The 12,995-nt window shown below is 35.0% G+C and carries 14 protein-coding genes and 1 other RNA gene; 10 read left to right on the forward strand and 5 right to left on the reverse strand.

The genetic code is table 11. The features are described 5' to 3' along the window. The first annotated feature begins 1 nt into the window (after position 1). A complete protein-coding gene (locus AC5XHR_RS00585) occupies positions 2–658 on the forward strand; it encodes a CoA transferase subunit B (RefSeq protein WP_495948826.1) in 657 nt (218 codons plus the stop codon). A 42-nt stretch (positions 659–700) separates the two neighbouring features. On the opposite strand, the gene AC5XHR_RS00590 is transcribed toward AC5XHR_RS00585, so the two are convergent. The 3 genes from AC5XHR_RS00590 to AC5XHR_RS00600 form a co-directional block, all read right to left on the reverse strand. Next, entirely contained in the window at positions 701–1,720 is a 1,020-nt protein-coding gene (locus AC5XHR_RS00590; RefSeq protein WP_495948827.1) for a zinc ribbon domain-containing protein, read from the reverse strand. Positions 1,721–1,761: 41 nt separating this feature from the next. Next, positions 1,762–2,268, reverse strand: a complete 507-nt coding sequence (locus AC5XHR_RS00595) for a helix-turn-helix domain-containing protein (RefSeq protein WP_495948828.1) — start codon at positions 2,266–2,268, stop codon at positions 1,762–1,764. A gap of 152 nt (positions 2,269–2,420) precedes the next feature. Next, complete coding sequence (locus tag AC5XHR_RS00600; RefSeq protein WP_495948829.1) at positions 2,421–3,512, reverse strand: TerC/Alx family metal homeostasis membrane protein; 1,092 nt, start codon at positions 3,510–3,512, stop codon at positions 2,421–2,423. Positions 3,513–3,864: 352 nt separating this feature from the next. Here AC5XHR_RS00600 and AC5XHR_RS00605 point away from each other — a divergent pair, with 352 nt between their 5' ends. After that, the gene (locus tag AC5XHR_RS00605) at positions 3,865–4,977 is read left to right on the forward strand and encodes a M14 family zinc carboxypeptidase (RefSeq protein WP_495948830.1); all 1,113 of its coding nucleotides are present in this window, start codon (positions 3,865–3,867) and stop codon (positions 4,975–4,977) included. Between the two features lie 50 nt (positions 4,978–5,027). Here AC5XHR_RS00605 and AC5XHR_RS00610 read toward each other — a convergent pair whose 3' ends face one another. Beyond that, a complete protein-coding gene (locus tag AC5XHR_RS00610) occupies positions 5,028–5,534 on the reverse strand; it encodes a DUF4920 domain-containing protein (RefSeq protein ID WP_495948831.1) in 507 nt (168 codons plus the stop codon). 161 nt (positions 5,535–5,695) lie between these two features. Between AC5XHR_RS00610 and AC5XHR_RS00615 the strand changes: the two genes are divergently transcribed. The 6 genes from AC5XHR_RS00615 (at position 5,696) to AC5XHR_RS00640 (ending at position 11,098) form a co-directional block, all read left to right on the forward strand. Then, on the forward strand, positions 5,696–7,108 hold the full coding sequence (locus AC5XHR_RS00615; RefSeq protein WP_495948832.1) for an APC family permease: 1,413 nt from the start codon (positions 5,696–5,698) through the stop codon (positions 7,106–7,108). Next, positions 7,108–7,320 carry a putative signal transducing protein gene (locus AC5XHR_RS00620; protein WP_495948833.1) on the forward strand — a complete coding sequence of 71 codons (213 nt, stop codon included), beginning with the start codon at positions 7,108–7,110 and terminating at the stop codon, positions 7,318–7,320. The genes AC5XHR_RS00615 and AC5XHR_RS00620 overlap by 1 nt, the downstream gene beginning before the upstream one ends. A 99-nt stretch (positions 7,321–7,419) precedes the next feature. After that, on the forward strand, positions 7,420–8,259 hold the full coding sequence (locus AC5XHR_RS00625) for a 1,4-dihydroxy-2-naphthoyl-CoA synthase (RefSeq protein ID WP_495948834.1): 840 nt from the start codon (positions 7,420–7,422) through the stop codon (positions 8,257–8,259). 97 nt (positions 8,260–8,356) lie between these two features. Beyond that, positions 8,357–9,286 (forward strand): 1,4-dihydroxy-2-naphthoate octaprenyltransferase, encoded by a 930-nt coding sequence (gene menA / locus AC5XHR_RS00630; RefSeq protein WP_495948835.1) that lies wholly within the window; start codon positions 8,357–8,359, stop codon positions 9,284–9,286. Positions 9,287–9,598: 312 nt separating this feature from the next. Then, positions 9,599–10,279 carry a metal-dependent hydrolase gene (locus AC5XHR_RS00635; RefSeq protein ID WP_495948836.1) on the forward strand — a complete coding sequence of 227 codons (681 nt, stop codon included), beginning with the start codon at positions 9,599–9,601 and terminating at the stop codon, positions 10,277–10,279. Positions 10,280–10,312: 33 nt separating this feature from the next. Beyond that, positions 10,313–11,098 (forward strand): hypothetical protein, encoded by a 786-nt coding sequence (locus AC5XHR_RS00640; RefSeq protein ID WP_495948837.1) that lies wholly within the window; start codon positions 10,313–10,315, stop codon positions 11,096–11,098. Position 11,099: 1 nt separating this feature from the next. On the opposite strand, the gene ffs is transcribed toward AC5XHR_RS00640, so the two are convergent. After that, positions 11,100–11,197: signal recognition particle sRNA small type (gene ffs, locus AC5XHR_RS00645), an RNA gene on the reverse strand. Between the two features lie 75 nt (positions 11,198–11,272). Between ffs and AC5XHR_RS00650 the strand changes: the two genes are divergently transcribed. Further along, entirely contained in the window at positions 11,273–11,854 is a 582-nt protein-coding gene (locus AC5XHR_RS00650) for a DUF4199 domain-containing protein (protein ID WP_495948838.1), read from the forward strand. A gap of 63 nt (positions 11,855–11,917) precedes the next feature. Next, a complete protein-coding gene (locus AC5XHR_RS00655; RefSeq protein WP_495948839.1) occupies positions 11,918–12,871 on the forward strand; it encodes a glycosyltransferase in 954 nt (317 codons plus the stop codon). The last annotated feature ends 124 nt before the right edge of the window (positions 12,872–12,995 follow it).

Genomic DNA, 12,995 nt, shown 5'->3' on the forward strand with positions numbered 1-12,995 from the left:
CATGCTTACGAAAGAACAAATTGCGAAAAGAATTGCAAAAGAAGTGCAAGACGGAATGTATGTTAATTTGGGAATTGGGATTCCAACGTTGGTTGCCAACTACGTTCCTGAAAATCTTAATGTAGAATTCCAAAGTGAAAATGGCGTTCTCGGAATGGGTCCATTTCCTTTTGAAGGTGAAGAAGATGCGGACGTTATTAACGCAGGAAAACAAACGATAACGATACTTCCGGGAGGTTCCTTCTTTGATTCTGCGTTTAGTTTTGGAATGATTCGCAGTCAAAAAGTAGATTTAACGATACTTGGCGCTATGGAAGTTTCAGAGAATGGAGATATTGCCAATTGGAAAATTCCAGGTAAAATGGTGAAAGGAATGGGCGGCGCAATGGATTTAGTAGCTTCTGCAGAAAATATTATTGTAGCGATGATGCACGTAAATAAAGCGGGCGAATCCAAGATATTAAAGCAATGTACACTTCCTTTAACTGGAGTTAATTGTGTCAAGAAAATTGTAACCGAATTAGCGGTTTTAGAAGTGACACCAAATGGTTTCAAACTTTTAGAACGTGCTCCTGGTGTTTCTGTAGAAGATATCATTAAAGCAACCGAAGCTGATTTAATGATCGAAGGCGAAATCCCTGAAATGCAAGTTGACTAATTAAAAATGAATAAAAAAATGCCGAATTAATCGGCATTTTTTTTATTTTAAACTTTTTACATTCTTAATGTAGATTTTCAAAAACTCGATATTTCGGTCGAATAGCTTGGTGTCGAATTTTTTAATATCAAACTTCTGTGGAAAGGCTTTATGTAAAATTTCATTCGCTTTTTCCCATTCTTCATCATTATAAAAGATATAACGCCACTGATACTGCTCGCCAATACTCGTTCGGATTCCATTATCAGCAAAGCGAATAGGAGAGTTCGGATCTTGATTAATGAAGTCTAAATTCTTCTCTTTAGCAATTTCAAATTTCTTCAATTCAAACTGAAAAAGTTGTAAAATTTTGGTTTTTAACTGAGCGTCTGTTAAAGGAGCTTTAGGTTTTAAACGCCAATTACTTAGGCCTTTTTCATACAGGCCAATAATGGGATCTTTATCAAATCGTTTAAACTGCAAATCCTCTCCATTGATAGAATTTAATCTTAGTGGTTCTAGATTAAACTTATTAGAAATACTTTGATTGCTTCCTACATCAAAAATAATATTGGATCCATCAATATGGTATTTTCCGTAAAATAAGGTATCTGTACTAATGAAAGTCACATTTCGATCGGGATAAATATACATGGTGTACGAGTCGAATTCTTCTTCCCAACGACCTTTCATTTTTCCATCAATAGGAGACAGGATGTTAATAAAGAAGCTTATAATAGCCCCCATAAACACCAAGCCTAAAACTAAAATACTTCCGAAAAATAGGAATGTTGGTAACTTATGGCGAAATGGCAATTTGGTTTCTTTAAAATAACGAGCTATTTTCGGCGGAACTTCATCGAGATTTGATTCACTGATTGGTGTATCACGACCACATTTCTTACAAACAAGTATTGCTTTTTTATCGGACGACCACCATTTGAGTGGATAAAATAGTCCAAAGTGGAAAGCTTTTGCATAGATTTTCAAAAGATGTTCGGTGTTTTCTTTACATGCCGAACACGGAATATCTAAAATTTGTTTTTCGAGTAAAAGAATCGTTTTGTTTCCTATATAAATCATGGTTAAGATTAAGGCAAGGAAATTACTATTTTTTTTGAATCCTAAGGCTCAAAACTTTCAAAACGACCGTTTTCGTACAATAAAATAATTCGTTTCAATTTAGATCCTTGATTTTCAGTATTTTGAATAGGAATGGGAATTTCCTGAGATTCTAATCGCTGAGAATCGTTTAAATTTTCATTCAGCTTACTCTCAATGGGAATAGGAAAATCTCGAGGTACTTCATAGTGGGCGCTTTCAGCCTTTCCAAAATTTTCGTTATCAACGATACTAAATAAATCTGGTATCGGTTCACGGTTCTCTTGTCCTAATTGAGCTTGTTGTTCTTCGGCAGAGAAGATCATTTCGCCTTCGCCATTAATCAACCAGTCCCAAATAAGTTCGGGAAAACGTTCTTTAACTTTAATCAAGAAATCCAAAGACGGTTTGTTTCTCCCAGAAGTGATGTGGGAGATGGAAGAACGTTGCACTTCAATTTCATCTGCAAATTCGGAAGAGGTCAATTGAGAGTATTCAATTATTTTAGAAATTCGATCGTTGAGCGTCATGATTTTGTTGCTATTTGTAAATTACAAATGTAATAATTATCAAAACAAAAGTAAAATACAATTGTAAACATGTAAATTTACAATTGTTTACAAAAATAAAACCAGCTACTAGAGCTGGTTTCAAAGGTTTTATGTGAATTAATTACGTTTAATTAATATCGTTTTGTTGGATCTTTTTCAGGATCGTATTCCAATTTACGCTCTTTTGTTTTTACTGGATTCAATAATGAAGCAACAACACTTGTTCCTAAAATACCAATGATAATCATTAATGAATGCGTTGTTTTGAATCCCATTTCATCTAAATATCCGTGGAATAACATTTTAACACCAATGAATACAAGTAGTGCAGCAAGTCCGATTTTTAGATATCTCAACTTATCAATAAAGCCTGCTAGTAAGAAAAACATCGATCTTAGCCCGATAATTGCAAAAATATTCGAGAAAAAGACAATGTACGGGTCTTTCGTTACCGAGAAGATTGCTGGGATACTATCTACAGCGAAAATAAGGTCTGTAAATTCAACAATAATTAAAACGATGAATAAAGGTGTCATCATTTTAACGCCGTTGATATTAACCCAGAATTTTTCACCTTCAAAATGATTGTGAACTTTAAAATGTTTGTTGGCAAATTTTACAACAGGATGCTCATGCGTGTCGATTTGCTCATTCTTATTACGATCCAAATACATCTTAATTCCTGAATAAACTAGGAAAGCTCCAAAGATTAATAAGATCCAATCGAACTTTGCGATCAAAGCTGCGCCAACAAATATAAAGATGAAACGCATCACAATAGCTCCTAAAATACCCCAAAAAAGAACGCGGTGGTAGTTTTCCTTAGCTACATTAAAAGAACTGAAAATAAGAAGGATAACGAAGATGTTATCAACGGACAACGCATATTCAACAATATAGCCTGTAAAGAACTCTACAGCTAAGTTTTGATTATACAATTCCTTCGCATGTTCAAAAGAGAGTCCTTTAATATTAATAGGATGATGGTGCTTTTGCACAACCCGAGTCAGGGACTCCATATCCGTAATATTATGCATGTAGTCTCCGAAAGAGAGTAGGAGGAAGTAAAATACTCCAGCAAGTGAAACAACTAAAAAACTCATGATTCCCGCCTGTTTCATAGAAACGGCTCCTTTGGATTTTCCAAAAATACCTAAGTCGAAAGCGAGAATTAAACCAATAAATACTAAGAATCCTGTTAGGAAAATAAGTTCGTGTGACATAGAATAAAAAATTACGCAAAGATAGGCAAAAAAAGGTTTTTGACCATCTTTACACACTTGTAAACACGTTAAATACTATTAAAATTGTAAACCATGATTTGTTTGTAAATTTAGCCGTCAATTGGGGAATAAAGTAATGTTTTACACTTAAAGTAATATTAAGAATATACTTTATTTGAAATACGTAAATTACTGATTTTAAAATATATAAAAAATTATTTTAAAATTAATGCAATCCACATTTTTTTCAACAGACAAAATGACTTTTCCAAATGTTTAATACTGGTTACAAAAGTAAATTTTAATAATTCGTGGTTTTGAATTATTTTTGAGGACTGTAAACTAATTCACAATGAATTTCGAAGATTATTACGCAAGTCATCCTAATTTCCCAAATCGCTATATCCTGCCCCAAAACCTGTTCAATTTTCTACAAGAGAATCTCAGCGATTCTATTTCGGAAATTGGAAGGTCGTATTTGGATAAACCCATCTATAAATTATCTTGGGGAAAAGGTTCTATTAAGGTACTGGCTTGGTCTCAAATGCATGGAAATGAGAGTAATGCTACATTAGCAATGTTGGATATGCTTTACGTTTTCGAAACGAATCCAGAACTTCAAGAAGCGCTAATAGATAAAATTCAGCTTGATTTTATTTTTATGCTAAATCCTGACGGTTCGGAAGCGTGGACACGTAGAAATGCGTTGGATATTGATATGAACCGTGATTTCCTGAAGGAATCGAGTAAAGAGTTTCCTATATTAAAGAATATTGCAAAGGAGAACTCTTATGATTATGCATTGAATTTGCATGAGCAACGAACTTTATTTAGTACAGATGGAATTCATCCAGCAACCTTATCGTTTTTGGCGCCTGCAGAGAATGTTGCTCGTGATGTTACCGAAACACGTAAGAAAAGTATGGCGGTTATTTCTCACATTGTGAATAAAATGGAAAAACTGATTCCAAATCACATTGCGCGTTATAATGATGAGTTTTATCCTACTTCGACGGGTGATAATTTCACAAAAATGGGAATTCCGACGATATTATATGAAGGTGGACATTATGAAAATGATTATTTCCGAAAAGAAACGCGTAAAAACTACACCATTGCTTTGTATGAAGGTTTGTTAGCTATCGCTGATTTGAATGGTTCTACAGAAGGCTGGGAACTCTATTTTGAAATTCCAGAAAATAAAGAAGATCACTATGATGTTATTTATCGAAATGTCAAATTGAATACCAATTTCCCTTGCATTTTGGATGTAGCTGTACAATATAAAGAAGAAATCAAAAATGGAGAATCCGAAATTTCTTTTGTTTCTATGGTTGTTGAAGTAGGAGATTGTGGTAAAAAGAAAGGTTGGAAAGAAATTGATTGTACTGGAAAGATTTTTAAATCAAATACGAAATATCCTAAATTGGATGCTCCGCAAGAATTTGAAATTCTAGATGCATAAAAAAAACGAGTCCAAAGCGGACTCGTTTTCCTTTTGTATGTGATAATGATTTAGTTTACAACTTTAATTCCTGAAGCCATAAAACGAATTTCTTGCTCAGGTTTTGTAATTTTTGCAATTTCTTCAGGCGACTTTTTTGCATCTTCTGCATAATGTTTTAGTTCATCAACAGAAATTGTTTTTTCTTCAGCATTCCCTTCTAAAACAACATTTTTCCCCTTCAAAGCGGTTGGAACGAAAAATGCATAATCTTTCATTTTAACGAAGAAACGCTCTTTGTTAGCGGTTTCCACAGTAATCCAACATCCTTTTTTATCGCAAACATCGACAACTTTACCTTTTACGGCTACGTTTTCAACTTTTTTCGCTTTTTTTAGTTTTTTATCTAATTTACTTGTAGTAATTGCATTTTGCTCCGCATTAGCCGAGATTCCACCTCCGTAAACGTCTCCAACTAAGGCATTTCCTTCTGGTGGACCTACTTTAGCTTTCCCCATTTCTTGAGCGAATGTAAAAGCAGATACGCAAATCGCTACACCTAACAGTACTTTTTTCATAACATGAATATTTTCATCAAAAATAACAAATTATTATGAAAATTTCTACAATTTGATCATTTTGAAGCTAATTTAGAATGGAAAACTGGTAACATTTTATTTTTGTGTAATATTTTCTACTGTGAAATCGGTTTTTTTCTATATTTGGTTGAAGATAATTTATGGGAAAAAAATTGAAACTTTGGGATGCAGTCATGTTGGTGGCGGGTTCCATGATTGGTAGTGGAATTTTTATTGTAAGCTCGGACATGATGCGGAACTTAGGTTCTGGATTTTGGCTCATTATTGTGTGGTTAATTACTGCCGTAATGACTATTGCTGCAGCAATTTCGTACGGTGAACTTTCATCAATGTATCCGAAAGCGGGTGGCCAATACACATATGTGAAGGAAATTTACGGTAAAATGACCGGTTTTCTTTACGGTTGGGGTTTATTTACAGTAATTCAAACCGGAACGATTGCCGCCGTTGCCATGGCTTTTGGAAAATACACGGCTTACCTTGTTCCTGCGCTTAACGATGCTGCGCCAATTTTTCAAAGTGGAACATTTCAAATTACGTGGATTCAAATTTTATCTATTGCTGTTATTTTGATTCTAACCTTGATCAACACACGCGGAATTCAAAGTGGAAAACTTGTTCAAGATATTTTTACAGTTTCTAAAATAGCTGCCTTATTAGGAATTATCTTTCTGGGATTTATTTTAGTTAAGAATTCACAGTGGACTTCCAATTTTTCGTTTGGGACAGAAGCTTTTTCAAATTTAGATAAAGACAGTTTAGGAAACTTTCTAAAAACAGGTTGGACTTCAATTTCGGGAATGACCTTATTGGGAGGAATTGCGGCTGCAATGGTAGGAGCCGTGTTTTCCAGCGTGGCTTGGGAAAACGTAACTTTTGTATCGGGTGAAATTGAAAATCCAAAGAAAAATGTGGTACGCTCAATGATTATCGGGACAACATTGGTAATGACATTATATATTCTGATTAATTTGGTGTATTTAAATGCTTTAGATCGCGACCAAATTGCGTTTTCGACCAACGATCGGGTTGCTGTAGCCGCTTCACAGCAGATTTTTGGAAGTTTTGGAACTATTGTTATTGCAATTTTAGTGATGATTTCAACGTTTGGTTGCAACAATGGAATTATTTTGGCTGGAGCGCGTGTTTTCCAAACGATGGCAAAAGATGGCATGTTTTTTAAAGCTGCGATTGAAAATAATAAGAATGGCGTTCCAGAAAAGTCACTTTGGATGCAAGGGATTTGGGCAAGTCTGCTATGTTTGTCTGGTCAATACGGAAACCTACTCGATATGATTTCGTTTGTAATGGTTATTTTCTACATGATTACGGTTTTTGGGGTGATTTATTTACGTTTCAAACAGCCTAATGCAGAGCGTCCTTATAAAACGTGGTTGTACCCAATTACACCTTTAATTTATCTAATTTTTGGAACTGCATTTTGTGTATTACTATTAATATACAAACAGCAATACACGTGGCCCGGGCTGATTTTAGTGTTAATAGGACTTCCTGTTTATTACTTTATTAATCGAAAAGAAAAGATGGGGTAATGGTAGAGTTTGTTCGAGTTTATGAGAGTTATTATCTGTATCAAGTGGAAATTGTAAAATCCAAGTTGGCTTCAGAAAATATTGAAAGCTACATTAAAAATGAATTTTTAAATAATATCGTTTTGATGCCTGTCAATCAGTTTTACATTCTGTATGTTAATAAAAATGATGCAAAACGTGCATTTGAAATTATTGATGGAACGGAAATGTAAGTTGATAAATATGAATTTAAGTAAAATCTAAAGGGGGAGCATTTTTTAAACTCTCCCTTTTTCTGTATCTTTACGCTCTTAATTATTCTTTATTTCACTATGAATATTGACTGGACAACTGTAAAAGAGTACGAAGATATTACGTACAAAAAACATAATGGGGTAGCTCGAATTGCTTTCAACAGACCTGAAATTCGCAACGCTTTTCGACCAAAAACAACATCCGAATTATACGATGCTTTTTATGATGCTTCCGAAGATCCTTCGATTGGCGTGGTTTTATTAACGGGAGAAGGGCCAAGTCCTAAAGATGGTGGTCACGCATTCTGTAGTGGTGGCGATCAAAAAGCGCGAGGTCATCAAGGCTATGTTGGTGATGATGGGAGACATCGTTTGAATATTCTTGAAGTGCAACGTTTGATTCGCTTTATGCCAAAAGTGGTTATCGCTGTGGTAAACGGTTGGGCTGTTGGTGGAGGACATTCTCTTCATGTGGTTTGTGATATGACTTTGGCAAGTAAAGAACATGCTATTTTTAAGCAAACCGATGCTGATGTTACGAGCTTTGATGGTGGTTACGGATCCGCTTATTTAGCGAAGATGGTGGGGCAGAAAAAAGCGCGTGAAATTTTCTTTTTAGGAAGAAATTATTCGGCGCAAGAAGCTTTTGAAATGGGAATGGTGAATGCTGTTGTTCCTCATGCTGAGTTGGAAGATACCGCTTACGAATGGGCTCAAGAAGTTTTAGGAAAATCTCCGATGTCTATCCGAATGCTGAAATTTGCGATGAATCTTACCGATGACGGTATGGTTGGGCAACAAGTTTTTGCGGGTGAAGCTACTCGTCTTGCGTATATGACCGACGAAGCGAAAGAAGGTCGTGACGCGTTCCTGGAAAAGAGAAAACCGAATTTCGGTGATAAAAAATGGATATCTTAAATTGGATATTGTACAATGTATAATGTACGATGTAAAATGATTTTTACTAATTTAATTTAGTACACTGTACATTGTACTTTGTACGTTTTACAAAAATATGATTGATTGGATTCAAGCAGCGAGATTACGGACACTTCCTTTGTCCATAAGTGGAATCATTATGGGTTCTTTTATCGCTCGTTGGAGAATGACTGAAAATGGTGATGTTTGGGATTGGAAAATATTTGCATTAGCCTTGTTAGTAACGCTTTGCTACCAAGTTTTGTCCAATTTCGCAAATGATTATGGCGATGGTGTTAAAGGAACCGATCAGTTACGAAATCAAAATGCCGAAGCACGTGCTGTAGCTTCTGGGAAAATTTCGGCAAAGCAAATGAAAACGGCTGTGCTAGTGATGTCTGTCATTTCGCTTATTGCAACGGTGGCTTTATTGTATGTTGCCTTCTTTCCTACCTTTATCAAAGAGTTTTGGATGTTTATCGGACTTGGAGTTGCGTGTATTTTAGCGGCAATTGGGTATACCATGGGAAAAAAACCTTATGGATATATGGGATTGGGCGATATTATGGTTTTCCTATTTTTCGGTTTGGTTTCGGTTGGTGGAAGTTATTTTCTTTTTACAAAAACGTGGAGTTGGGATATTCTTTTGCCAGCTGCAGCAGTTGGTTTAATGAGCGCTGCCGTCTTAAATTTGAATAACATGCGTGATATTGAAAGCGATGAATTAAGTGGTAAAAAAACATTGGCTTTACGTCTAGGTTTCAAAAATGCGATGTTATATCAAATGTTTTTACTTCAAGCTCCTTTGATTTTAATTTTAGCCTTTCTTGGGTTGAATGAATTCTTTCAAAATGGGAAATATTATGCATTTATTGTGATGATTTTAATGTTTCCAATGACGGGATTACGCCGCAGAATTCTAAATGTAAAAGAGCCTAAAGAACTCGATCCTTTCTTGAAACAGGTAGGAATGTTTACTTTGATTATGGCTGTTTTACTCGCTTTTGGTTTGAATTATTTCAATTAAAATATGTTCCTCAATAAGGGAGATACCGTTGTGGAATGGCGAAGGTAAAATAACAAAAGGTTTTTAAGTAAATACCTTATAATTATGTAATTTTCGTTTAATTCTAATTCCCTATATTTGTTCGGAAATTAAGTTTCAGCAAGGAAAAAATAAGGATTTTAACTCTTTTTTATCCTTGCTGAATTCAAAAAACAAAACGCACATATCGAAATTGGTTATTGATGAAAATAAGGGTGTAGAGAATTTTACATCATTATTTTCTGATTTTAAAAGGTCTAATAAATTTAATAATACAATCAAATTTCAACATTTATGAAACTAAAATTTCTTGGTCAAAATTGTTTTTTAATTACGATTAGTGGAGTCACAATCTTGACCGATCCGTTTTATAAGTATCAACAAGACAAATCGGGTTTTGATATTCAAGCTCAAAAAATAGATTACATTTTAATCACGCATGCGCATGGCGATCATATTGCAGATGTTGCTGAAGTATTAGCAGCTCATCCCTATGCAACCATTATTGGTCAACCTGAGATTTGCGGTTATTTTAAACATAAAAACAATATTGATATTAATTTCGGAGGTTCTGCAAAAATGGAAGGTCTGAAAATTTCAATGGTTCCCGCTTCGCATACCAGTTCTTTTCCCGATGGAACATATGGTGGCGAACCGTGTGGATACATTTTCCGAATGGAAAACAAAAATGTTTATTTAGCTGGTGATACGGGTGTCATGGCCGATATGGGATTATTTCCAAAGCTTTTTGGAAACATCGATGTTTCTATTTTGCCAATCGGTTCGCATTATACCATGTGTCCTCGAAAGGCGAGTTTTGCTGCTTCAGAATTATTGAAAACGCCTAAAGTGGTCGGTTGCCATTTTGATACGTTTCCACCGATAACAATAAATCATGAGGATGCTTATGCATTGTTTCAAGAAAAAAATATCGAATTGTTGCTTCCTGAAGTAGGACAAGAGTTCGAACTTTAATATTCATACAAACCAATTAACGTTTTGAATCTAATGAAGAAGAAAGAAATTTGGAAAGAATATCCTATCGATGTTGATTTTGAGGGAAATTTCAAAATTGAAGTTTCCAATTTGGGAAGAATGAAAACCTACAATCAGTTGACTCCTGAAGGAAAATTGGTAGGAGGGAGCCAGCAAGGTGGTTATCCATGTTTGCGCTCGAAACTTCGTAAAAAATGGAGCGATCGCGATACCAACGCGTTGCAAGAACTGAAAGACAAAGTGGATACTTTGAATACACAGATCAAAGAAACATCCAAGTCTAAAGAAAACGAAAAGTTGATTGCCGATCTTAGAAAAGAGCGTGATCAATGGGTTCAGAAACGTAAAAAATTGAATCATAAATTAACGACCAAGAATACCATTAACTTCAATTTGCTTTTTCATAAAGCGGTTGCCGAATTATTCTTGGATCCACCGGCGAAAAAAACGCAGAAATTCATTATCCATAAGGATTTTGATAAGACGAATAACGATGCGGATAATTTGGCTTGGGCTTCTCAAGCGGACATCAGTAAACGTGTAAAAAAGCATCCTAAAATGATTCTTTGGGAGTTCAATAAGCAATTTATTGATACTTCTGTAAAGGTGAAATCCTCGAAATTGACGGAAATGGATGTCTTAACTATAAAAAAAAGATTGAAGAGAGGGTATTCTTTGAAGAAATTAGCAAAACAATTTGAAGTGTCTGATATGCAAATTCACCGTATAAAAACCGGGGAAAATTGGGGACATGTTCAGTTGTTGGAGGATATCAGAAACGAAAATTCTGAGAAATAAAAAATGGCAAGCTACCTAAATCACACCGCTACAACCGATTACCTTTGCTGCGTTCCCACCCTGGAGGATTCTCAGGAGCTGGTTGTTTAGGACTTGCCGATGCAAAGATAAGGTTTTAACTTTATATTTTCAAAATAGAAATACAGTAAAAATTAAAAATGAGTTTTATATACTATGGCTAAAAATGTTTATGCAGTTGGTTTTGTGGCGTTTATTGTGATTATGATTGCCTTTTTTGTGACCAATATTTTTTTCAGAGATGTCAATTATTATCGTACTTCAATCGTTTTAAATGCATTTTTAGTCCCGTTAGTGCTTGCAATTGGTGCTTTTTTCTCCGTGACGGCGTACAGTCGATTCAAAAAAGAGATTAGTTTCAAAGAAGCATTTGGTCGGGCTTTTCTTCCCATGTTTGTTGGCGGATTACTTTCTGTACTTTCTATTTTCATCTACATTTCCTTTGTAGATAAAGACACGAAAGACTTGTTGAATTATCAATACATCGAAAGTTACCAGCGTTCTTTAGAAGAAGAATATTCGAAGGCGAAACAAATTACGAAGCCTAATTCTCCAGAAATGCAGGATTTAGAAAAAAATTATAAAGAAGCAAAAATTAGAATTAAAGCAAAAGAAGATAAGAAAGAAGATATGTTTTCTTTACAATACTTTGCGTATGTTTTTGCTGGTTTTTGTGCTTTTTTCATCATTTTATCGGTGTTTTTCGGAAGTTTTTTCAGAACTCGAAGAGCCGAATAAGAAATCCCATTTTTCCATTGGAATTTTGTAATTTTGCACGAATTTAATTTACGACAACCTTAGATGAATCTTTCCATCATTGTACCGCTTCTAAACGAGGAAGAATCGTTAGAAGAACTTTTTAACAGAATAGACAACGTTTGCAGAAAACACCAGTATTCCTACGAGGTGTGGTTTGTGGATGATGGAAGTACCGATCTTTCTTGGTCGATTATTGAAAATCTACGTGTGCAGTTTCCGCAAGTTCATGGAATTAAATTTTCTAAGAACTACGGAAAATCACAAGCGTTACATGCGGCTTTCGAAAAGGCTCAAGGTGATGTTGTTATTACGATGGATGCCGATCTTCAGGACTTTCCAGAAGAAATTCCGGAGTTGTATGAAATGATTAAGAATGAAAATTACGACATCGTTTCGGGTTGGAAAAAGAAGCGTTTTGATAACGTAATGACCAAAAATCTTCCGTCAAAGTTATTCAACGCGGCGGCTCGTAAAGTTTCGGGTGTTGAATTGCATGACTTTAATTGTGGATTGAAAGCCTATCGTAAAAATGTCGTAAAATCAATTGATGTTTATGGCGATATGCACCGTTATATTCCGGTTCTAGCGGCGAATGCGGGATTTAGAAGGATTACAGAAAAACCAGTTCAGCATCAAGCAAGACCATATGGAACTTCAAAATTTGGCACTGAACGTTTCGTTCGTGGCTTTTTAGATTTAATTACGTTATGGTTTGTAAGCCGTTTTGGTGGTCGTCCTATGCATTTTTTCGGTGCTGCAGGAACCATTATGTTTATCATCGGTTTGCTTTCTGCAGTTTGGTTGGGAGTTTCCAAATTAATCGACGTTTATGTGTACAAAGTCTATGGAAACATGATTGCAAATAATCCGTGGTTTTTCATTGCATTAACCATGATGCTAATGGGAACATTGCTTTTCGTTGCAGGCTTCTTAGGCGAGTTGATTGTTCGTAGCAAGCGTGATCACAAGAATTACAATATCGAAGAAATTATTTAGTTTTTAAAATAATAGTTAGGAGAGTCCACCTTTTTTTAAGGGTGGATTTTTTGTTTTAAAAAGTCTCTTTTCCTGCAAAATTTCATCTTTAACATGAGAAGCGTATCTGAAATTTATTGTAAAT

Source organism: Kaistella sp. CFF1-2 (assembly GCF_059509915.1).

Coding starts and splice junctions, on each gene's coding strand:
- AC5XHR_RS00585 (WP_495948826.1), top strand. CDS start 2: ATGCTTACGAAAGAACAAATTGCGAAAAGAATTGCAAAAGAAGTGCAA.
- AC5XHR_RS00590 (WP_495948827.1), bottom strand. CDS start 1,720: ATGATTTATATAGGAAACAAAACGATTCTTTTACTCGAAAAACAAATT.
- AC5XHR_RS00595 (WP_495948828.1), bottom strand. CDS start 2,268: ATGACGCTCAACGATCGAATTTCTAAAATAATTGAATACTCTCAATTG.
- AC5XHR_RS00600 (WP_495948829.1), bottom strand. CDS start 3,512: ATGTCACACGAACTTATTTTCCTAACAGGATTCTTAGTATTTATTGGT.
- AC5XHR_RS00605 (WP_495948830.1), top strand. CDS start 3,865: ATGAATTTCGAAGATTATTACGCAAGTCATCCTAATTTCCCAAATCGC.
- AC5XHR_RS00610 (WP_495948831.1), bottom strand. CDS start 5,534: ATGAAAAAAGTACTGTTAGGTGTAGCGATTTGCGTATCTGCTTTTACA.
- AC5XHR_RS00615 (WP_495948832.1), top strand. CDS start 5,696: ATGGGAAAAAAATTGAAACTTTGGGATGCAGTCATGTTGGTGGCGGGT.
- AC5XHR_RS00620 (WP_495948833.1), top strand. CDS start 7,108: ATGGTAGAGTTTGTTCGAGTTTATGAGAGTTATTATCTGTATCAAGTG.
- AC5XHR_RS00625 (WP_495948834.1), top strand. CDS start 7,420: ATGAATATTGACTGGACAACTGTAAAAGAGTACGAAGATATTACGTAC.
- menA (WP_495948835.1), top strand. CDS start 8,357: ATGATTGATTGGATTCAAGCAGCGAGATTACGGACACTTCCTTTGTCC.
- AC5XHR_RS00635 (WP_495948836.1), top strand. CDS start 9,599: ATGAAACTAAAATTTCTTGGTCAAAATTGTTTTTTAATTACGATTAGT.
- AC5XHR_RS00640 (WP_495948837.1), top strand. CDS start 10,313: ATGAAGAAGAAAGAAATTTGGAAAGAATATCCTATCGATGTTGATTTT.
- AC5XHR_RS00650 (WP_495948838.1), top strand. CDS start 11,273: ATGGCTAAAAATGTTTATGCAGTTGGTTTTGTGGCGTTTATTGTGATT.
- AC5XHR_RS00655 (WP_495948839.1), top strand. CDS start 11,918: ATGAATCTTTCCATCATTGTACCGCTTCTAAACGAGGAAGAATCGTTA.